Genomic DNA, 18,988 nt, shown 5'->3' on the forward strand with positions numbered 1-18,988 from the left:
CCCGCGGCGGCCTCATCGACCATGTGCGCGGCAGCCGCTACCGGCTGCACGACCTGGTGCGCGCCTTCGCCCAGGCCCGCCTGCTGGACGAGGAGGACCCGGCCGAGCGCGCGGCGGCACAGGAACGGCTGATCGTGAACTACGCCGAGCTGGCCGACTCCGTGCTGCGCCTGGTCGACGGGAACATGTCGACACGCTCGCACCAGTTCGGCTCGCACGGCTTCACCTCGCTGGACGAGGCGCTGCGCTGGCTGGACGACGAGTCGAGCTTCATCACCGCGGCCCTGCGGCACGCGGAGGGAGTGGACCAGTCGGCGGTGCAGAACCTGCTGGGCGCGCTGTGCGACTACTGCCTGCTGCGCGGCGACCTGTACCGGCTCGGTGAGATCAGCGAGCTGGCACAGGCCGTGGACCAGGGGCTGCTGGTGCGCTCGGTGCAGTGGCGTACCGGTATCGCGGCCCGCCAGCTGGGCGAGCTGGACAAGGCCCGCACCACGCTCACCTCGGTGGTGGACCTGTACCGGGAGGCGCATCACGACGCGGGCGCGGCCCGCGCCCTGTGCTCGCTCGGGATCACCCTGCACCACCAGGGCAACCTCACCGAGGCCGCGGCCAAACTGCGGGAGGCGCTGGATCTGCAGGCACCACCGCAGCTGGCGACGGACCGGGCCTGGACGATGCACGCACTGGCCGCCGTCCAGCGTGACCGGGGCCGCCTCGCGGAGGCACTGGAGCTGCTCACCCGCTCCCTGGTCCTGCATCGCGAGGGCGGCTCGGTGCACGGCGAGGCGTGGGCGCACTTCCAGCTCGGCCAGCTGGCGCTGCGGATGGGGGACGTACCGCGCGCGGAGACGGAGCTGCGAGCGGCCCTGGAGCGGTACGGCCAGACGCACGACGCGCGCGGCGAGGCCTGGGCGCTGACCCAGCTGGCCCGGGCCCGGCTGGTGGCCGGGGACGCCTCACCGGCCGTCGAGGACCTGCGGCAGGCCGCCGCTCGGCACCGGGAGAACGAGGACGCGCGCGGCGAGGCCTGGAGCCTGTACTACCTGGGCCAGGCTCTGGAGGAGACCGGCGATCTGGACCAGGCGGTACGCGACCTGGAGCGCTCCCGGACGATGTTCTCCCGGATGCGGGACGTGTACGGCCTGGCCTGCGCCCGGCACCATTCGGCCCGCGTCACCCGCGACCAGCGGGCCGCGCAGACCGGCTCCCTGCGCAACTCCGGCTTCGCCCGGCAGCTCCTCGTGGACGCCCGCGCCGACTTCCAGCGGATCGGCGTCGCCCACGGCGAGGCATGGACCTGCCTGGAGCTGGCGGTGGTCGACGCGGGCAACGCCCGCACCCAGCAGGCGCTGACCCTGTCCGACGAGGCGCTGGACCTGTTCGCCTCCTACGGCGACCGGCGCGGCGAGGACTGGGCCCGCTTCCTGCGCTGCACCCTGCTGCCGTACGCGGCGCCGGGCGGGGTGGAGGTGGGCACGGCGGTCGCCCAGGAGGAGCTGTCCCAGCTCTCCCGCGCCGCCCATCCCCTGCGGGACGAGAAGCTGACCGACTACGTCTCCGCGTACACCCTGTTCCTGGAGCGCGGCATCAGCCTGGAGGACGGCTGGCAGGCCTGGCGCCTGCACATGACTCCGGACCGCCACGCCCGGGATGTGATGGGGGTGGCGGTACCGGCGGGGCGCTGACGCCGGGGTCAGCCCCGCTTGGCCGCGGAGTCGGCCTTCTCGACCTGGTTCGCCCCGGGGTCCGGGGACTCCTTGAAGTCGACCTTGTTCATGTGCTTGCTCATCGACTTCATCAGGCCCCACACCGCCAGGGCCATCACCGCGAAGACGATGAAGCCGAGGACACCGGGGGTGACCTTGTTCTGGTCGACCTCCTTGGCGAGAGGGACGAGGTGCGTCACTGCCAGGCTCACGCTTGCACTCATGTCAGGCATTGTCGCGGATGCCCGCGAAGAGGTCGGCCTCGGGGAGGGAGGTGTCGACGAGAGACTTCGCCAGTTCGTACTCCTCCGTGGGCCAGACCTCCTTCTGCAGCTCCATAGGCACCTTGAACCAGCCGCCGTCCGGGTCGATCTGCGTGGCGTGCGCGATCAGCGCCTTGTCGCGGATCTCGAAGAAGTCCGCGCACGGAATGTGCGTGGTCAGCGTGCGCTCGGTGCGCTCGAACTCGTTCCAGCGCTTGAGCCACTCCCCGTACGGCGACTTCAGGCCCCGGTCGAGCATCGCCTGGTGCAGCGCCTCGGTGCGGGGGCGGTTGAAGCCCTGGTTGTAGTAGAGCTTCTGCGGCTGGTAGCCGGGGCCGTACTCCGCCTCCGGGTACTTCTCGGTGTCCGCCGCGCCCTCGAACGCCACCATGGAGATCTTGTGGGTCATGATGTGGTCGGGGTGCGGATAACCGCCGTTCTCGTCGTAGGTGGTGATCACCTGCGGGCGGAAGGCGCGGATCTTGCGCACCAGCTCGCCCGCCGCCTTGTCGACGTCCTCCAGTGCGAAACAGCCCTCGGGCAGCGGCGGCAGCGGGTCGCCCTCGGGCAGGCCCGAGTCGATGAAGCCGAGCCACTCCTGCCCCACGCCCAGGATCTCGCGGGCCTCGTCCATCTCCTTCTTGCGTACCTCGTGGATGTGCTCCTCGATGTACGCGTCGCCCTGCAGCTTGGGATTGAGGATGGACCCACGCTCTCCGCCGGTGCAGGTCACCACCAGCACGTCCACCCCCTCGGACACATACTTCGCCATGGTGGCCGCGCCCTTGCTCGACTCGTCGTCGGGGTGCGCGTGTACGGCCATCAGTCGCAGCTGGTCAGTCAAGACTCAATCCTCGTAAGTCGGCGCCCCGTGTCTCCGGTGCGATCGGCGGCTTCTATAGTGACGGAATCGGGGGGCGAATAATTCCGGCACCGGTTCCTGCCGAGAGGACGATCATGAGTACGGCGAGCACGCGGCTGCCCGAGGGCCGCTACGGCCGCTCCTCGGACGAGCGCGCCGACCGCAAGCTCAAGATCGCCGGTGCGGTGCTCGGCGCCGCCCTGCTCGCACTGGTCGGCTACTTCGCCTACCACTATGTCGTCGAGAGCAAGATCAGCGCCCAGGTGATCACCTTCGAGGCCACGGACAACGCCGTCAAGGTGCATCTGGAGGTCCACAAGGACTCCGGCACCGACGGCTACTGCACCCTGCGCTCCCAGGCGGCGGACGGCTCCGAGGTGGGCCGGGCCGACTTCCGCTTCACCGGGTCGGCCACGCGCACCGACAAGGTCGTCACGCTCCGTACGACGGCGAAGGGCACGACGGCCGAGCTGCTCGGCTGCCACACCGGCTGACGGCAGCCGGACTACCCGACCGTCACCCGGAATACGTACACGCTGACCTGCGTTGATGTGATTCTGATGGCTTATGTCCTCCCCCTTCCGGCCTTGAATTGTTAGGCTCGTGGTTTCGCCCATCCATGAGGGAACATTCTTCTGGGTAGGGCGATGCTTTGTATTCCCAGTACCGACGAGGAGCACCCTGTGACCCAGACCAGCGAGAACGTCACCTGGCTGACCCAGGAGGCGTACAACAAGCTCAAGGACGAGCTTGAGTACCTTACTGGTCCTGCGCGCACGGAGATCGCCGCCAAGATCGCGGCCGCGCGCGAGGAGGGCGACCTGCGCGAGAACGGCGGGTACCACGCTGCCAAGGAGGAGCAGGGCAAGCAGGAGCTGCGCGTGCGGCAGCTGACCCAGCTTCTCGAGAACGCCAAGGTGGGCGAGGCCCTGGCCTCCGCCGACGGCGCCGTCGCACCCGGCATGGTCGTCACGATCGCCTTCGACGGGGACGAGGACGACACGCTGACGTTCCTGCTCGCCTCCCGCGAGTACGCGAGCGGCGACATCGAGACGTACTCGCCGCAGTCCCCGCTCGGCGCCGGCGTCATCGGCCACAAGGTGGGCGAGGACGCGGAGTACGAACTGCCGAACGGCAAGAAGGCCTCGGTGACGATCCTGAAGGCCGAGCCGCACTCGGGCTGACCGAGCCCCTGTGACCCCGAGCCCCCGGTGTCCGGCGATCCCGTCGGACACCGGGGGCTTCGTCGTGCCCGAAGCCGTCAGGCGGTGGCCGAGCGGTACTTGCGGACCGCGAGGGCGCGGAAGACGGCGATGATCAGTATCGAGTAGATCAGCGAGGCCCAGCCCGGGTGCTCCATGGGCCACGCGTGCGAGGTGGACCGGCCGGGGTTGCCGAAGAGCACACGGCAGGCCTGCGCGGTGGCACTGAAGGGATTCCACTCGGCGATGTGCCGCAGCCACGGGGTCATGTGCGCGGGATCCACGAACGCATTGGAGATGAACGTCACCGGGAACAGCCAGATCAGCCCGCTCGACGTGGCCGCCTCGGGGGTGCGCACGGACATGCCGATCAGGGCGCCGATCCAGGTGAACGCATAGCCGAGCAGAAGCAGCAGCCCGAAGGCGGCGAGCACCTTCCCCACGTTCGTCGACCCGTCGGACCCGACACGCCAGCCGACCAGCAGAGCGACCACGGCCAGCACCACCAGCGTCACGGCCGTCTGCACCAGATCGGCAAGCGTGCGCCCGGTCAGCACCGCCCCTCGCGCCATCGGCAGCGACCGGAAGCGGTCGATGAGCCCCTTGTGCATATCGTCCGCGATACCGGCCCCGGAACTCGCGGTGGCGAACGTGACGGTCTGCGCAAAGATCCCCGCCATCAGGAAGTTCTTGTAGTCAATGGCACTGCTGCTGCCACCGATTCGCATGGAACCGCCGAAGACGTAGGTGAACAGCACCACGAACATAATTGGCTGGACCAGCCCATAGATGATCATCTCGGGGAAGAGTGTGCGTGGGTGTGGTTCTGGTTGCAGCACTCCCCGTCGCCCTCGCAGACCTCCATGGTCTCCAGCTCCAGCGCCGCGAACCTCCGATCAATGCTGCTCCACACCTCCATGGGCGGCAGGACCATGAGCGGAGGCACCGGGACGCCGCCAGCACCCTTCAGAGCCTCCATGGCAGCTTCCCAGGCACCCGAGGTACGCCATCCCTCGGCACGCCGCCTCACGGCGCTCCAGGAGTTCCCGGAGACCTCCACCTCGTTCCACCGGGCAGCGGTCCGAAGCTTCCACAAGATCGCTTCGAACATCTCGCGCTTCGGTGTCCAGTTCTGGCGGGAGTCCGGAAGGACGGCGTCAACCGTCTCCCACTCCTGATCACTGATCTTGAGGGGCACCAGCGTGGCGGTCTCCCTGTGCCACTCGGTGAGGGGGTCAGCGATCCCCTTCCGGCGCGACTGTCCCTTGCCGGTGACCTGCACCCGGATGTCCAGCAGGTCAAGAAGGTCCCGGCGCTGCGTGGCCGTGAAGGAGTCCATCGCGGTTGCCTGCTCCTCCACCAGGGCAACGATCTCGTCCGCCCGGTGCTGCTGTTCTTCGGCTTCCCTGAGCCAACGAGCCACGCGCTCCCGTTCAGCGATCAACTCGTCTTCCTTCGCTTGGAGGGCTTGCTTCACTTCTCGGATCGTGTCCTCATCGATCTCGTCTCCGGCGCCCTCACCAAGCTCGTCTTCGAAGAGCTGGGTGAGCTTCGCGAGGATCTGCCCCTTACGACTGGACCGCTTCTTCTCGATCTGCCCGTCCAGCTCGGCGAGTCGCTTCCGGTACGTCTCAGCACGCGCCGGGGTCGCCCCTAACCACTTCGCGGCGAGCGCCCTGAACTTGCCCACGTCGGAGAGCAAAGCCTCAATCTCGGCCCAGACCGCCTTCTCGACATCGGGTGCAGGGAGTTCCGCGCACTCACACTCCAGCCCCAGCCGCTTGCCCATGCACCGGTAGTAGCCGATGGGAGATTCGGCGGACTTTCCACCCGTGTAGTAGCCGCCGCACAGCGCGTGCATGCGCCCGGTGAACAGGTAGTGGGCGAGGTTCCTCTTCTTGAACGACCGCCGGTTGAGGGCCCTTCGAAGAGCTTCGACCCGCTTCGGATCGCTGATCGGTCGAGGTACCTCGATCCGGAAGACCTCGAAGGTCTCCTCTTCATCGTCTTCAGCGCTGCGCACAATGCGGAACTCCACGTATCCATCAAGGGCTGTGGAGTTGAGGCGCTTGGCGAGGTTCGTACCGGTCCACGGCAGGCCCTTGCGGGTGCGGGAGCCAAGGTTGTTCAGGTGCTCGGCAGCTTCGTCTCGTGAGTAGCCGAGGTCCACGAGCAGACTCGTCGCGATGTTGATCACTTGCACTTCGTCCTCACAGAGGACGGGGATCGCTTTGCTGCCCTTGCCACTGAGGGTCACGCCGTACGGAGGCTGCCCGAGAGGCCAACCACCGGCCGCCAACTTCTGATCCCGGCCGCCCATGGTTCGCTCAAGGATCAGTGTGTGTTCCAGCTCTGCCATGTACGACAGCAGGCTGAGCATGATGCCGAACAGTTCGTCGTCGCTGTCCAGACGGCCATCCGCCGTGGCAACCCTGATGCCGTGGTGCTCGGTGGCGTTGAACACCCAGAGATGGATGTCCTCCGTGGTCCGACCGATGCGGTCCAGCTTGCCGAAGACGACGAGGTCGATGAGGCCCTTTTCGATGTCCTCGGTCATTGCGTCGAGTTCAGGCCGGGAGTCCTTCATTCCCGACTCTCCACCATCGGCGTAAACCCTGTGGATCTTGTACTTGCCAGGACCGATCTTATAGTTCAGCCAGGCCTTGCATTGGTTATCCTGAGTGTCGAGGCCGTATCCCTCAATCTGCTTCGCGGTCGACACTCGAAGGTAGATGGCTACCCGAACCACGCCACGAGCGATCCTGCGCCCGCGCATGACGGTACCCTTCCCCATGTCAGTCCCTTCGTGACTGGCAGGCTGGTCCACGACCGGCCTGGCCCCAGGGGGTGCCCGCCCCCTGGGGTCTCCATGTGATGTGCACTCAGGTTAGCTGCCTACTTGCTACTCGATAGGCCAATTCCGGTAACCACCGGACTTTTTAGGTTTGTTGGGTAGCCAGCCAAACAAGAGATCGGCTAATACTCCAGCCGTAGATCGTGATCTCGGTGGTGAGGGGCGCCGAGGCAGCAGGTGGCCAGCGTCGATCATCTCGCCCGAGATCGCCCACGCCGTCGCGGGCGTCGGCAACTTCTCCGTCTACCCGAGTTCACCGAGACGGAGGGCATCCCTTATCTCGCTGAGCTTCGCGGTCGTGGCCGGGGTCCGCTCCTGCGCTTGTTCAGCGAGTCGGAGGGCGTCGTCAATCTCGCTGAGCTTCACGGAGGACAGGACGGCCGCCCGCTCTATCAGGTCGTCCCGAGACACAGTGGTCAGCCACGTGCACGGGGTGAAGCCTGGACGCGGGAACGCGAGCCGCAGCACGCCTTCGAACGGCAGTCCTTCACCGGCGCCGACCGTCACTTCGATGCCCAGACCGCTGATGTCGACGCCCGCCGGAGCGACGACCTGCATCACCCGGATCCCGGACGTGTCGTCTCCCGACAGCAGTACGACCAACCTCCGCTCGTCGAACTGGACCCACCAGACTTCGCCACGTTGCACAAGTCCTCCAGACACATGACGGCAGACAGACCGACCTCCGGCCCGGGAGCCGGCAGTTGCTGATCCGCCCAACCGCAGTACCGGCGAACTCGCGTACTACCGCTGCTACTCGCCGGCCGCCGCAGTGACGCTAACCACCCTGGTGCGCGTCGCTGGATCAAGGTGGCGGGTCGAGGAGTTTTTCCAGTCCGGCAAGGGCCTGGCGGCCTTGGACGAGCACCAGGTCCGCCGCTACCCGTCCTGGTCCCGCTGGGTCACCCTGGCCATGCTCGCGCACGCCTTCCTCGCCGTCGTCCGCGCGAACGAACACGACCGCGATCCCGCACCAGACGCCCTCATACCGCTCACCTGCAACGAGATCCAACGGCTGTTCGTCACGCTCGTCATCCGGCCCGCCTTTGACCCGGTCCCCGGCTCGGCTGGTCCGACTGGCGACGCCGCCACCAGGCCCGATCCCAGACCAGCCACTACCGGCGGCAAGCCGCTCGAACGTGAAGATCACGATTTACGGCTGGAGTACTAAGCGCTGCTCATCGTGTTCCCCCACTCGACAGCACGCCAGAGCGAAACCACTTCTCCGGGGTGCGGCTGTCGCTGTTTCTTCGGGCAGCTCATTCGTCCCACCCCCGATCAGCCATGGCCTCCCGGGCGAACACGCCGTTCTGGGCAAGATCTTCGGCGATTCCGGCGGCGAGTTGAGCAGCGCCAGGGATGTGACCGGAGCCCAGGTATCGCCAGGCCACTTCTGTGACTGTGTCCTCTCCCAACTCCCCCTCGTCCGCGCGATGCGAAGCACGGGCGGCACGCAACACTGCGTAGGTAGTGGAGTGGGCCCGGGATTTGGTGAGGATGTGGCCCCGGTATCCGGGGTATGAGCCCAGGCCCTGAGACGGAGAGGGTCCTACTCGGAGAGGCCACCAAGAAGCCAACAGGTACGCATCAAGGTGCGGACATGTTCGCTGACGCGAGACAACCCGATCTCCGCGCAGTCGGTCAATGGGGGGCAATGCCGGCTCCTGTCTCACTCGCCCCTTTGGTGACGTACTAGGCCATGGACGCGGCCGCCGCGTCATCATCGGGCCCATCACCGTCGACGTGCAGGGGCCGGACGTCGATTTGTGCGCCCAGCGCAAGGCCAGCTCACCTACAGCGGGGCTGTAGGAGGTGCGGACCAGGACGCGCTTGGCGGAGACGCTCACGGCGTGCGCCAGGACGACCTGGACGGCTGCCCGTTTCTGGTATTCGGCGAAGCGGTGGGTGGCCGCTCGACGTGCGCGCCATCCCTATGAGCGCAGGTGGGTCGTCAGCTCGTCGGTGCCGGGGTAGTCCCGCTCCTGGGGCAGCAGTTGGGCCGCAGAGTGCGGGTCGCCGCCGCTGACGAGCGCGTGGATCTCGCGGGCGAGTGGGGTAACGTCGTTGATGGAGACTGTCCACTCGTCGGCGTAGCGGCGTACGGCCTCACCAGAGAGCCCGAGTTGCAGCGAGCGGCGAGGCAGAGGCTGGAGGTGCAGGTCGCGCTCGGGGTCCCACTGGACGCGGGCCAGCGCTCTCTTCAACTCGCGTTGCCAGGCGCTGCGGTCGGGATGCAGGCCACGTACGTAGCTCGACAGACACGCGTTGCGCACCGCCCACTCGAAGCCTTCGCGAGTGATCTCGACGGCAAGGACGGTCTCCTGACCCGGCTTCGTGCCCCAGCCGCAGCGGTACATCATCCACAGGAACGAGGGCTTGATCCACGTCATTCGGTCCCGCTTCCACCCAGCAGGGAAACGGCCGTGGCGAACAGCAGGCAGGCCGATCTCCGGTGCGTATGCCTGGTAGACGGTGATCGTGGAGTGCGTGTGGAGTGCGCGGATCCTGCGTTGCGGTTCTTCCATGGCGTACAGGGTGAGGCCAGTGGATCTCTGCGGGCCATTCATTTTCGAACGCGGCCACTCGCGAAGGACGCCCCGGCCGTGGCACCGCGCGCGACGACACCACGGCCGAAGGCAGAGCCGTCAGTCGGCCGCCCGGCGGTACTTGCGGACCGCGAGGGTACGGAAGACGGCGATGATCACGACCGACCAGATCAGCGAGGCCCACACCGGGTGCTGCATGGGCCAGGCGTCAGGCGTTCGAAATCCCGGGGGGAGGTTGCCGAATAGCTCGCGGGAGGCCTGGACGGTGGCACTGAACGGGTTCCACTCCGCGATGTGCCGCAGGAAGGCCGGCATCTGGTTCGCGTCCACGAACGCGTTCGAGATGAACGTCAGCGGGAACAGCCAGATCAGACCGCCCGAGGTCGCTGCTTCAGGGGTGCGCACGGACAGGCCGATGAGCGCGCCGATCCACGAGAACGCGTACCCGAGCAGCAGGAGCAAACCGAATCCGGTGAGCACCTTGCCGACGTTCTCGTGCGCACGCCAGCCGACGATCAGGGCGACGACCGCCAGGACGACGAGGGTGAGCGCCGTCTGGACCAGGTCGGCGAGGGTGCGCCCGGTCAGGACCGCGCCGCGCGCCATGGGCAGCGACCGGAAGCGGTCGATGAGGCCCTTGTGCATGTCGTCGGCGATGCCCGCACCGGCGCCCGCCGTTGCGAACGTGACGGTCTGGGCGAAGATGCCGGCCATCAGGAACTCGCGGTAAGCCTGCGTGGAGTTGGACGAACCGACCTGGATAGACCCGCCGAAGACGTAGGTGAACAGCACCACGAACATGATGGGCTGGATGAGCCCGAAAACCAGCATCTCGGGAATCCGGCCCATGCGAATCAAGTTCCGGCGGGCGACGACCAGGGAGTCGTTGACGGCGCTCACTTCACCTGCTCCTTCGGATCAAGTTGCGTTTCGCCACGACCATCGAGTCGCGGAAGGACCGGCTGAGCGGGTTGCCCGGCGGTGCCACCCGCACGGCTTCGGTGACGGCGGTCATTTCACGGCCTCCTTGTCGTTCGCCTCGTCCTGGTCGGCGGTCTCGGCCATGTGTCCCGTCAGTGACAGGAAGACGTCGTCGAGGGTGGGGCGGCGCAGCCCGATGTCGTCTATCTCGATCCCTCGGGTGTCCAGCTCGCGGATGATCTCGGCGAGCAGCTTGGCGCCGCCGGTGACGGGGACCGTGAGCTTGCGGGTGTGGTCCTCGACCGTGACCTGGCCCTTGCCGAAGCCGCGCAGTACCTCGGCGGCGCCCGGGATGTGGTCGCGCTCGTGCACCACGACCTCGACGCGCTCACCGCCGGTGCGGGCCTTGAGCTCGTCGGAGGTGCCCTTGGCGATGACCCGGCCGTGGTCGACCACCGCGATGTCGTGGGCCAGGTGGTCGGCCTCCTCCAGATACTGGGTGGTGAGCAGCAGGGTCGTGCCGCCGGAGACGAGCTGTTTGATGACTTCCCACAGCTGCTGGCGGTTGCGTGGGTCGAGGCCGGTCGTCGGCTCGTCCATGAACATCACCGGCGGCGAGACCACGAGGGCCGCGGCGAGGTCGAGCCGGCGGCGCATGCCTCCGGAGTAGGTCTTGGCGGTTCGGTCGGCGGCGTCCGCGAGGTTGAACTGCTCCAGCAGTTCCGCCGCACGTGCCTTGGCCGCCTTGCTCCTCATCTGGTACAGCTGCCCGACCATCTGCAGGTTCTCCCGGCCGGTCAGATACTCGTCGACCGCCGCGAACTGGCCGGACAGGCCGATCGAGCGGCGTACGGCGTCGGGGTGCTTCAGCACGTCCACGCCGGCCACGACCGCCTTGCCGCTGTCGGGGCGCAGCAGGGTCGTCAGGCAGCGGACGGCCGTCGTCTTGCCGGCGCCGTTCGGCCCCAGCAGGCCGAGGACCGTGCCCTCGGGCACGTCCAGGTCTACGCCGTCGAGAGCCCTTACGTCGCCGAAGGTCTTCACCAGGCCTTCGGCATGGATGGCACCTGGCATGTCTGTCTCCACGTCTTCGGGGATTCATTCGAAAAGGCTAGGTTTGCGCGTTCGGGTACACCTGCGATTTTTCACGGACGTACGGGGCGTACGGGCCTGTGGGCGGCGAGCTCGCGACCCGTCACCACACACCATAACGCGATGTATCGCGTTGCTCAATGGACTTCACCCGTGTGGGTGACGAAGGGGCTTCCGACCTCAGTCGATGACCGTGTAACCCGCGTTCCGCAGGGCCTGGCCGACCTCGGCGCAGTGCGCCGGACCCTTCGTCTCCAGGTGCAGCTCAACTTCCGCCTCCGTGAGCCCGAGCCGGGGGTCGGTTCGTACGTGGCTCACGTCGAGGACATTGGCGTCGACCACCGACAACACCCCGAGCAGCGTGGCGAGGGCGCCCGGGCGATCCGTCAGCCGGAGCCGAACGGCCAGGTAGCGGCCCTGCGCGGCCATGCCGTGCCGCAGCACGCGCTCCATCAGCACCGGGTCCACGTTCCCGCCGGAGAGCACCGCGACGACCGGGCCCTCGAAGGCGTCCGGCGCGGCCAGCAGCGCCGCGACCGGGCTCGCCCCGGCCGGCTCCACGACCAGCTTGGCCCGCTCCAGGCACAGCAGCAGCGCGGCCGACAGCTGGTCCTCGCTGACGGTGCGCACCTCGTCGACCAGATCGCTGATGATCCCGAACGGCACCAGGCCCGGCCGCCCCACCTTGATACCGTCGGCCATCGTCGCCGGGTTCTCCACCGACACCGGGTGCCCGGCGGCCAGCGAGGGCGGGTAGGCTGCCGCGCCCTCCGCCTGCACGCCGACGATCCTGACGTCCGGCCGTATCGCCTTGACCGCCACCGCGATCCCGGCCGCGAGCCCGCCGCCGCCGATACCGACGACGATCGTGCGCACCTCCGGGCACTGCTCCAGGATCTCCAGGCCGACCGTGCCCTGACCGGCGATGATGTCCGGATGGTCGAAGGGGTGGATGAACACCGCGCCGGTCTCGGCCGCGTACTCCTCGGCGGCGGCCAGCGTCTCGTCGACCACCTGGCCGTGCAGGCGCACCTCGGCGCCGTAGTCCCGGGTCGCGCTGATCTTCGGCAGGGGGGCGCCCTTCGGCATGAACACGGTGGAGTGCACGCCCAGCAGCGAGGAGGCCAGCGCGACGCCCTGCGCGTGGTTCCCGGCGCTCGCGGCCACCACGCCGGCCGCCCGCTCCTCCGGCAGCAGCCCGGCGATGCGCACATAGGCGCCGCGCAGCTTGAACGAGCCGGTCCGCTGGAGGTTCTCGCACTTCAGCTGCACCGGTGCGCCGATCAGCTGGGACAGGTGCCGGCTGCCCTCCATCGCGGTCACCCGCGCCACACCCGAGAGCATCTTCTGGGCTCCGCGCACATCGTCGAGGGTGACGGAACGCAAGGAGTCAGTCGTGCCGTAGCTCATGACTCCAGCATCGCAGTTCACGGTCGTGCACGACTTGTGTGACCAAGCTCCGAGACCGGTTTGTGCAGCGCCGGTACGGCCCGCCGCCGGGCCGCGTACCCTGTCCCCCAACCCAGCAGCCCTTCATGAAGCGAGCCTCCGGCCATGCCCACAACACCTGAATTGTCGATGGACATGACGACCGTCGGTGACACCGGTCTTCTCGACACCCTCCAGCATGAGGTGGCGGTGTTCGCCCGCCGTGCCGAACAGACCCGGCTCGGGGGTGTCGGGCAGGTGCGCAACTCCATGGACCGGGCGGCCTATCTGCTGCTCAACCGCCTCGACAAGGAGGGCCCGATGGGCGTCAAGGCGCTCGCCGCGAGCATGGGCATCGACTCCTCCACGGTCACCCGCCAGGTGGCTCCGCTGGTCGACACCGGGCTCGTCAAGCGCACCTCACACCCCGAGGACGGGCGTGCGGTGGTCCTTCAGCTGTCCCCGCGCGGGGTGGCCCGGCTGGAGGAGGTGCGCTCCTCCCGGCGTCAGCTGATGGCCGAGCTGACGCAGGACTGGGCGCCGGAGGAGCGCGAGCAGTTCTGCACGCTCCTGACCCGCTTCAACCGCGCGCTGTCCGCCCGGATGACGGTGCAGGGGCCCACGTCGGCGGACCAGCCGCCGGCGTCCTGAGCCGCGAACACCCACCAAGGCGGAGCCCTCGCGGGCACCGGTCGGTCCCGGAGTCTTGACCGCGGCGCCGCCCTGGCCTCATATGAGACCGGGTCCTGTGTCGTACGGGGGTTCGCCTGTCCCGTACCGGGCAGGGCTCCTCCAGGGGGAGGCGCGGTGCGTGATCGGCAGGTGTCCCGAGGTACGCGCCGGGCCCGCGAGTTCGAGGCGTTCGTCGCGGGCGCGGCCGGGCGACTGCTGCACGCCGCCACACTGCTCACGGCGGAGGCGCCGAACGCCAACCCGCGCGCGCGGCGCCTGCTGACACTCGCGCTCGCCCACACCTACGCGCGCTGGGACCGGCTGCACGGCGAGGACCCGTACGACTGCGCCCGCCAGTACCTCGCCACCCGCTTCGCGCGCGCGATCTGGCACCAGTACGTGCACCAGTACGTCGCCTTCGGCCGCGCCCGCCCGGATCCACGCAGCCCGCTCGCCGCGCTCACTCCGCAGGAACGGCTGATCCTCGTACTGCGTCTCTACGAAGGCGTCGCCGAAGAACAGGCAGCGGCTCTGCTGGGTCTGCCGACGGAACGCATTCACACCATGTGCGACCGCGCGACGGCCAACCTGCTCCATCCAGCCCGCCCGACCGCCCCGCGAACGGCGGGGCCGAAGGTGGCGCCGTCGTGAGGGGGTGGGGCCCGTGAGGGGGCCGGGGCCGTGAGGGAGCCAGGTGCGGCTCAGAGCGTGTACGACCTTCGAGGCACGGCAACATCTCTGGGCACGGCGATGACAGATCCTCGGCGCATGAGGAGGGCGGGGTGAACCGGACCGAGCGGGAAGCTGCCGCGCGGCAGATCATGGAGCAGACGCCGGCGCCGGTGCCGCCGGACCTGTGCGCCGAGGCGGTGCGCCGTGGCGAGCGCCTGCTGCGGCGCAGGCTGCTCGTCCGCCGGGTGATGTGGCTGCTGGCCTGTGCCGCGGCCGTCGCGTTCAGTGTGTGGGCGGCCCGTGTGCACCCGTGGACGGTGCCGCCCTCCCAGACGACACCGCCGATCACCGGCTGGTGAGCCGAGCCGGTCGGCCGACGGCGGCGCCGTCGGCCGACACATGCGCGTTCTGCTAACCCAAGGCCTGCTGCAGGTCCGCCAGCAGGTCGTCGACGTTCTCGATGCCCACGGACAGCCGGACCAGGTCGCCCGGAACCTCTAGGGCGGAGCCCACCACCGAGGCGTGCGTCATACGGCCAGGGTGCTCGATCAGGGACTCGACGCCGCCGAGCGACTCGCCGAGGGTGAACACCTTGGCGCGGTTGCACACCTCGACCGCCGCCTCTTCGCCGCCCTCGACGCGGAAGGACACCATGCCGCCGAACGCCTTCATCTGCTTCGCGGCGACCTCGTGGCCGGGGTGCTCGGGCAGGCCCGGGTACAGCACCTGCGTCACGCGCGCGTGCCGGGTCAGCATGTCGGCGATCTTCGTGGCGTTCTCGCTGTGCCGGTCCATCCGCACCGCGAGGGTCTTGGTGCCGCGCAGCACCAGCCAGGAGTCGAAGGGACCGGCGACGGCGCCCATCGCGTTCTGGTGGTAGGCCAGCTCCTCACCGAGGCCCTGGTCGGCGACGATCAGCGCGCCGCCGACCACGTCCGAGTGCCCGCCCATGTACTTGGTCAGGGAGTGGACGACGGCGTCCGCGCCGAGCGCCAGCGGCTGCTGCAGGTACGGCGTGGCGAAGGTGTTGTCGACGACGAGCTTCGCGCCCGCGTCGTGCGCGACCTGAGCGACGGCGGCGATGTCGGTGATGCCGAGCAGCGGGTTGGAGGGGGTCTCGACCCAGACGACCTTGGTCTTCGGGGTGATCGCGGCGCGTACGGCGGCCGGGTCGCTGGTGTCGGCGACGGACCACTCCACGCCCCAGCGGGTGACGACCTTGGCGAAGAGGCGGAAGGTTCCGCCATAGGCGTCGTTGGGGATCACCACGTGGTCACCGGGGCTGAGCAGCGTACGCAGCAGGGTGTCCTCGGCCGCCAGGCCGGACGCGAAGGCGAGGCCGCGGCGTCCGCCCTCCAGCGCGGCGAGGTTCTCCTCGAGGGCGGTGCGGGTGGGGTTGGCGCTGCGACTGTACTCGTAGCCGCCGCGAAGCCCGCCCACGCCGTCCTGCTTGTAGGTCGAGACCTGGTAGATCGGCGGGACGACCGCGCCGGTGAGGGGATCCGCGGTGTTGCCCGCGTGGATCGCGAGGGTCTCGAAGTGCTGACTGATGTGCCTGTCGCTCATGTGCACCGAGCGTAGTGCGCCCGGCCGGTTGGTGACGCCCGCAGGGGAAGGGGAGCGCCAGACGGAGGGATTTCCCTGTGTGGGCGGGCTTTGTCCCGGGCTGTCGGGCGCCGGCCTTGGACTGTCCGGCGCCGGCTGTGGGGTGTGGACTGTCCGGCCTCGGCAGTGGACTGCCCGGGCGTCGCCTTCCTGTCATGGCCCGGACGAGGGTTTTCCACAGCCCGGCGGCGGGGTTGGCCATTTCCCGGCGGCGTCTGGTTCGCTTGGGGCATGGCGATTCTCTGGCTGCTGATGGCGCTGCTCATGCTGAGCCTCGTGCTGCTCCCGCTCTTGCGGCGCAGGCGCGGGGTGATCGAGCAGGTTCCCCCGGGACACCCGGACGCCGCCGACCCGGCGGCCTACGGCTTCGTGCGTCAGGAAGAGCTGGACGTGCGCATGCCCGGCCCTGACCAGGACCTGCTGGACGTCCTGGAGTTGGTGCAGCGCACGCGGGACTACCGCGCGGCCTCCCAGCTGCTGGCCGGCACCGAGACCGTGGGCGAGCGGCGCTGGCAGCGGGTGCAGGCCTTCGCGGGCGCCGCCGCGCTGGAGCTGCAGCAGCGGCCCGGCGGGGTGCATGAGACGCCGGGCGGCCAGTGGCTGCGGGTGTGGCGGGCCGAGCAGCCCAAGGACGCGGGCGCCGCCGCCGTCTACGCGGAGTTCCTGGTGCAGCAGGCCTGGCGGACATCGACGCCGGGCACGGACGACTTCCGGATCATCATGGAGGAAGCCCGGGACGCGTGCGGGCAGGCGGCCCTGCTGGCTCCCGGCGACCCGGTGCCGTACATCATCGAGCTGTCCATCGCCCGCGGACTCGCCTATCCGGAGGCCGAGTTCGACCAGCTGTGGCTGAAGATCCTCGACCGCGCCCCGCACCACATGGGCGCGCATCTGGCCGCGCTGCACTACTGGTGCGAGAAGTGGCACGGCTCGCGCGAGCAGGCGTACGCCTTCGCCGAGGCCGCCGCGGCCCGCGCCCCGCAGGGCTCACTGCTCGCCGCGCTCCCGCTGTTCGCGGTCTTCGAGCACCTCCCCGAGGTGAACCTGGTGGCGGGCTTCTACCAGAGCGAGGTCGTCACCAAGGCGATGCACGGCGCCCTGCACGCGGTGCACTCAGCCCGCCCCGACGACCCGATGCTCGCGCACGTCCGCCATCTGCTGGTCTTCTTCCTGGTCCGCGCCGAGCGCTGGCGGGAGGCCATGCACGAGCTGATACACGTCGACGGACACGTCGGCGCACTGCCCTGGACCCTGTCCGCCGACCCGGCCGCCGAGTTCGCCGTCTACCGCGCCCTGGCGGTGGCGGGTTACGAGGCCAACGGCGGCAGCCCGGCCACACTGCCCGGCTGAGCCGACGGCCCCCCCGGCAGCCCGGCGCCATATCCGCATGCCCTTCTGCGCGCGCTCGTTCCGCTGCTCGTGACACCGGCCAACTCGCCATCAGCGCCCGGCAACCATGAGGCACATGGCAGCACAGGCTCGTGGGGACGGGTGTGTCCTGTCCGGTCGGCGTGGCCGAGGCTTCAATGTGACCTGGGCCTATCTCGCCGCCACGGCGCTCCCCTGCCCTGATCTGCGCAGAGACCCAGCAGCCCGGATACGCGCACTGGAGACTTCGGAAGACAGTCGCGCGGAGAAGGCGGCCGGCCGACGAGGCCCGCGTCGCATCGACTCAACGCAGATGCGAGCACCTCGCTGGCCCGATGCGACGGCGCCCTCTCGGCTGGGGCTCATCGCGGCCGTAGCGAACCACCGCACCGCGTTCCGGCGCCTTCCCTGATCGGTCCCAGGGCTGCGACGGCCTAACCGAATTCCGTGCGTACCGCCTCCAGGAATTCGGTCTCGGGGCCGGTCAGGCAGTCCCACAGTGGCCCCTCAGCGGCCGCTTCGTCCGGCTGGCGCCACAGGACGTGGTCCACCGCGGAGGCATAGGCCCAGGCACGCTCGAAGAGTTCCTGGGTGAACAGCACCTTGATCATGCGCTCGCACGCCCAGATGCGCTCGTTGACGCTTCTGGCAGCCGCGCGCCACTCGGGTGTCCCCGCAGCCTCCCAGTCGGGCGCGGAGGCCCGCGCCGAGGCGAGGAATATCCCTTCCTGGGCCAGGCCGATGAACTCACGTACCACCGCCAGCTGTTCAGCGCGCCGGGCCTCAGCCAGCTGAGCCGCGTGCCGGGCGTCCTCCGCCCGGCTCACCTGCCGCGCTGTAGTGAGCTGGGCCAGGTACGACAAGCCCCCGCCCAGCACGACACCGAGCAACGATCCCCACACCTGTGTCTGCATGACGGGTGCATAGCAAATCCCCAAAGTCCGGCACCAGTACGGCATGTTGCTCGTACGGAGCTCGGTGTCGTCGTCGGAGGTCAGCGCCAGACGCGTACGTAGTCGGCCTTGAAGGTGATCGGGGTGGTGGTGCTGGGGGAGGGGTGGTAGGTGCCGTCGGAGACGGAGAGGCTGATGGTGATGTTCGGGGACCATGTGGTGCCGACGCCGGTGTGGTCGGAGTAGATCAGCTTGCCGTTCAGATACCAGTCGTCGTCGGTGGCGCCGTAGTGGACGCCTACGGTGATCCACGCCCCTGGAGAGATGGTCGCGGGGTCGGTGTAGTACGTGTAGGCATAGTTGACGTGGTTGACGACCTCCAGGATGTTCGGGGTGTCGGGGTGGTACTCGAAGCCGTCCACCTCGGCGTCCCCGTTGAGCCAGGTCCATACGGCGGGCCAGGCTCCGCGGGCGCTGGGCAGTTGGACGCGGGCCTCGGCGTAGTCGCCGGTACATGTGCGGAAGTTCTCTGTGGTGCCTTCGGTGGTCAGCAACCCGGTGTTCCACGCCTGCCGGCCGTTTTCCAGGGTGTGGCTGCTCGGTGTGGCCGTGAAGGTGCCCGTACCGTCGGACACGGTGATCGCGGAGGGGGTCAGCCAGTCGAGTTTCGTGTCGTTGGGGTCGTGGTTGCCGTACTTGTAGGCGCTGGTGGCGGAGCCGTTCCAGCGGCTGCCGAAGGCGATGGGGTCGTCGAATTCCTCGTCGAAGGCCAGAGACTTGCCCTCCGTCGGTGAGGACGGCTCGGGGCCGGCGAGGGGGCGGGTGCGGGTGGGCCGGCTGTGACTGTCGGTGGACGTCAGGTAGTGGCCCGGCGGGCATCCTCCGGTAGTGGGCACCCTCG

At 68.8% G+C, this 18,988-nt stretch carries 20 protein-coding genes and 1 pseudogene; 8 read left to right on the forward strand and 13 right to left on the reverse strand.

Annotation, left to right across the window (positions count from 1 at the left end; all coding sequences use genetic code 11):
* On the forward strand, positions 1-1,688 hold a 1,688-nt coding region (locus tag M878_RS64495; protein ID WP_023547119.1), incomplete at its 5' end, for a tetratricopeptide repeat protein.
* Positions 1,689-1,696: 8 nt separating this feature from the next.
* Here the strand turns inward: M878_RS64495 and M878_RS64500 are convergent.
* Positions 1,697-1,942 carry a hypothetical protein gene (locus M878_RS64500; protein WP_031224960.1) on the reverse strand — a complete coding sequence of 82 codons (246 nt, stop codon included), beginning with the start codon at positions 1,940-1,942 and terminating at the stop codon, positions 1,697-1,699.
* A complete protein-coding gene (gene mca, locus M878_RS64505) occupies positions 1,935-2,816 on the reverse strand; it encodes a mycothiol conjugate amidase Mca (RefSeq protein WP_078630288.1) in 882 nt (293 codons plus the stop codon). Before mca ends, M878_RS64500 begins: the two co-directional genes overlap by 8 nt.
* A 113-nt stretch (positions 2,817-2,929) precedes the next feature.
* Here mca and M878_RS64510 point away from each other — a divergent pair, with 113 nt between their 5' ends.
* Positions 2,930-3,328: a DUF4307 domain-containing protein gene (locus tag M878_RS64510; protein WP_023547122.1), complete on the forward strand. Its 399-nt coding sequence runs from the start codon at positions 2,930-2,932 to the stop codon at positions 3,326-3,328.
* Positions 3,329-3,517: 189 nt separating this feature from the next.
* Positions 3,518-4,018, forward strand: a complete 501-nt coding sequence (gene greA, locus M878_RS64515) for a transcription elongation factor GreA (RefSeq protein ID WP_023547123.1) — start codon at positions 3,518-3,520, stop codon at positions 4,016-4,018.
* Positions 4,019-4,095: 77 nt separating this feature from the next.
* Here the strand turns inward: greA and M878_RS64520 are convergent, their stop codons facing one another.
* The 3 genes from M878_RS64520 to M878_RS64530 all read right to left on the reverse strand — a co-directional run bounded on the left by M878_RS64520 (position 4,096) and on the right by M878_RS64530 (position 7,538).
* Positions 4,096-4,893: an ABC transporter permease gene (locus M878_RS64520; RefSeq protein ID WP_031224961.1), complete on the reverse strand. Its 798-nt coding sequence runs from the start codon at positions 4,891-4,893 to the stop codon at positions 4,096-4,098.
* A complete protein-coding gene (locus M878_RS64525) occupies positions 4,830-6,830 on the reverse strand; it encodes a recombinase family protein (protein ID WP_023547125.1) in 2,001 nt (666 codons plus the stop codon). Before M878_RS64525 ends, M878_RS64520 begins: the two co-directional genes overlap by 64 nt.
* Before the next feature lie 303 nt (positions 6,831-7,133).
* The gene (locus M878_RS64530) at positions 7,134-7,538 is read right to left on the reverse strand and encodes an mRNA interferase PemK (protein WP_023547126.1); all 405 of its coding nucleotides are present in this window, start codon (positions 7,536-7,538) and stop codon (positions 7,134-7,136) included.
* Between the two features lie 29 nt (positions 7,539-7,567).
* On the opposite strand from M878_RS64530, the pseudogene M878_RS94265 reads away from it, so the two are divergent.
* A pseudogene (locus M878_RS94265) lies at positions 7,568-8,033 on the forward strand (IS701 family transposase); the annotation flags it as partial.
* 116 nt (positions 8,034-8,149) lie between these two features.
* On the opposite strand, the gene M878_RS000000101430 reads toward M878_RS94265, so the two are convergent.
* The 5 genes from M878_RS000000101430 to ilvA form a co-directional block, all read right to left on the reverse strand.
* On the reverse strand, positions 8,150-8,623 hold the full coding sequence (locus M878_RS000000101430) for a replication initiator (RefSeq protein WP_342452752.1): 474 nt from the start codon (positions 8,621-8,623) through the stop codon (positions 8,150-8,152).
* Positions 8,624-8,821: 198 nt separating this feature from the next.
* Entirely contained in the window at positions 8,822-9,415 is a 594-nt protein-coding gene (locus M878_RS47885) for a DUF4291 domain-containing protein (RefSeq protein ID WP_031224963.1), read from the reverse strand.
* 120 nt (positions 9,416-9,535) lie between these two features.
* Positions 9,536-10,285: an ABC transporter permease gene (locus M878_RS64540; protein ID WP_245238393.1), complete on the reverse strand. Its 750-nt coding sequence runs from the start codon at positions 10,283-10,285 to the stop codon at positions 9,536-9,538.
* 162 nt (positions 10,286-10,447) lie between these two features.
* Positions 10,448-11,431, reverse strand: coding sequence for a daunorubicin resistance protein DrrA family ABC transporter ATP-binding protein (locus M878_RS64550; protein ID WP_031224968.1), 984 nt, complete (start codon positions 11,429-11,431; stop codon positions 10,448-10,450).
* A 198-nt stretch (positions 11,432-11,629) separates the two neighbouring features.
* Positions 11,630-12,859, reverse strand: a complete 1,230-nt coding sequence (gene ilvA / locus M878_RS64555; protein ID WP_023547132.1) for a threonine ammonia-lyase — start codon at positions 12,857-12,859, stop codon at positions 11,630-11,632.
* Between the two features lie 144 nt (positions 12,860-13,003).
* On the opposite strand from ilvA, the gene M878_RS64560 reads away from it, so the two are divergent.
* The 3 genes from M878_RS64560 to M878_RS64570 all read left to right on the forward strand — a co-directional run bounded on the left by M878_RS64560 (position 13,004) and on the right by M878_RS64570 (position 14,580).
* Positions 13,004-13,528: a MarR family winged helix-turn-helix transcriptional regulator gene (locus M878_RS64560; protein ID WP_209445527.1), complete on the forward strand. Its 525-nt coding sequence runs from the start codon at positions 13,004-13,006 to the stop codon at positions 13,526-13,528.
* Positions 13,529-13,684: 156 nt separating this feature from the next.
* Positions 13,685-14,200, forward strand: coding sequence for a sigma factor-like helix-turn-helix DNA-binding protein (locus M878_RS64565; protein WP_023547134.1), 516 nt, complete (start codon positions 13,685-13,687; stop codon positions 14,198-14,200).
* Between the two features lie 131 nt (positions 14,201-14,331).
* Positions 14,332-14,580, forward strand: a complete 249-nt coding sequence (locus tag M878_RS64570; RefSeq protein WP_023547135.1) for a hypothetical protein — start codon at positions 14,332-14,334, stop codon at positions 14,578-14,580.
* A 52-nt stretch (positions 14,581-14,632) separates the two neighbouring features.
* Here the strand turns inward: M878_RS64570 and M878_RS64575 are convergent, their stop codons facing one another.
* Positions 14,633-15,787 (reverse strand): cystathionine gamma-synthase, encoded by a 1,155-nt coding sequence (locus tag M878_RS64575; RefSeq protein WP_023547136.1) that lies wholly within the window; start codon positions 15,785-15,787, stop codon positions 14,633-14,635.
* Between the two features lie 270 nt (positions 15,788-16,057).
* Between M878_RS64575 and M878_RS64580 the strand changes: the two genes are divergently transcribed.
* Positions 16,058-17,176 (forward strand): hypothetical protein, encoded by a 1,119-nt coding sequence (locus M878_RS64580; RefSeq protein ID WP_023547137.1) that lies wholly within the window; start codon positions 16,058-16,060, stop codon positions 17,174-17,176.
* Positions 17,177-17,628: 452 nt separating this feature from the next.
* On the opposite strand, the gene M878_RS92230 is transcribed toward M878_RS64580, so the two are convergent.
* Positions 17,629-18,108, reverse strand: a complete 480-nt coding sequence (locus M878_RS92230; protein WP_023547138.1) for a hypothetical protein — start codon at positions 18,106-18,108, stop codon at positions 17,629-17,631.
* A gap of 80 nt (positions 18,109-18,188) precedes the next feature.
* Positions 18,189-18,983 (reverse strand): LamG domain-containing protein, encoded by a 795-nt coding sequence (locus M878_RS64590; RefSeq protein WP_023547139.1) that lies wholly within the window; start codon positions 18,981-18,983, stop codon positions 18,189-18,191.
* Positions 18,984-18,988: the final 5 nt, after the last annotated feature.

Origin of the sequence: Streptomyces roseochromogenus subsp. oscitans DS 12.976 (assembly GCF_000497445.1) — a bacterium.
Lineage (GTDB): Bacteria > Actinomycetota > Actinomycetes > Streptomycetales > Streptomycetaceae > Streptomyces > Streptomyces oscitans.

Excerpts from the sequence above, each read along its gene's own strand:
- M878_RS64510 (WP_023547122.1), top strand. The coding sequence starts at position 2,930 with ATGAGTACGGCGAGCACGCGGCTGCCCGAGGGCCGCTACGGCCGCTCC.
- M878_RS64500 (WP_031224960.1), bottom strand. The coding sequence starts at position 1,942 with ATGCCTGACATGAGTGCAAGCGTGAGCCTGGCAGTGACGCACCTCGTC.
- M878_RS64575 (WP_023547136.1), bottom strand. The coding sequence starts at position 15,787 with ATGAGCGACAGGCACATCAGTCAGCACTTCGAGACCCTCGCGATCCAC.
- M878_RS000000101430 (WP_342452752.1), bottom strand. The coding sequence starts at position 8,623 with ATGGGCCCGATGATGACGCGGCGGCCGCGTCCATGGCCTAGTACGTCA.
- M878_RS64525 (WP_023547125.1), bottom strand. The coding sequence starts at position 6,830 with ATGGGGAAGGGTACCGTCATGCGCGGGCGCAGGATCGCTCGTGGCGTG.
- M878_RS64550 (WP_031224968.1), bottom strand. The coding sequence starts at position 11,431 with ATGCCAGGTGCCATCCATGCCGAAGGCCTGGTGAAGACCTTCGGCGAC.
- M878_RS64560 (WP_209445527.1), top strand. The coding sequence starts at position 13,004 with ATGCCCACAACACCTGAATTGTCGATGGACATGACGACCGTCGGTGAC.
- ilvA (WP_023547132.1), bottom strand. The coding sequence starts at position 12,859 with ATGAGCTACGGCACGACTGACTCCTTGCGTTCCGTCACCCTCGACGAT.
- M878_RS64580 (WP_023547137.1), top strand. The coding sequence starts at position 16,058 with ATGGCGATTCTCTGGCTGCTGATGGCGCTGCTCATGCTGAGCCTCGTG.
- M878_RS92230 (WP_023547138.1), bottom strand. The coding sequence starts at position 18,108 with ATGCAGACACAGGTGTGGGGATCGTTGCTCGGTGTCGTGCTGGGCGGG.
- M878_RS64540 (WP_245238393.1), bottom strand. The coding sequence starts at position 10,285 with ATGGGCCGGATTCCCGAGATGCTGGTTTTCGGGCTCATCCAGCCCATC.
- M878_RS47885 (WP_031224963.1), bottom strand. The coding sequence starts at position 9,415 with ATGGAAGAACCGCAACGCAGGATCCGCGCACTCCACACGCACTCCACG.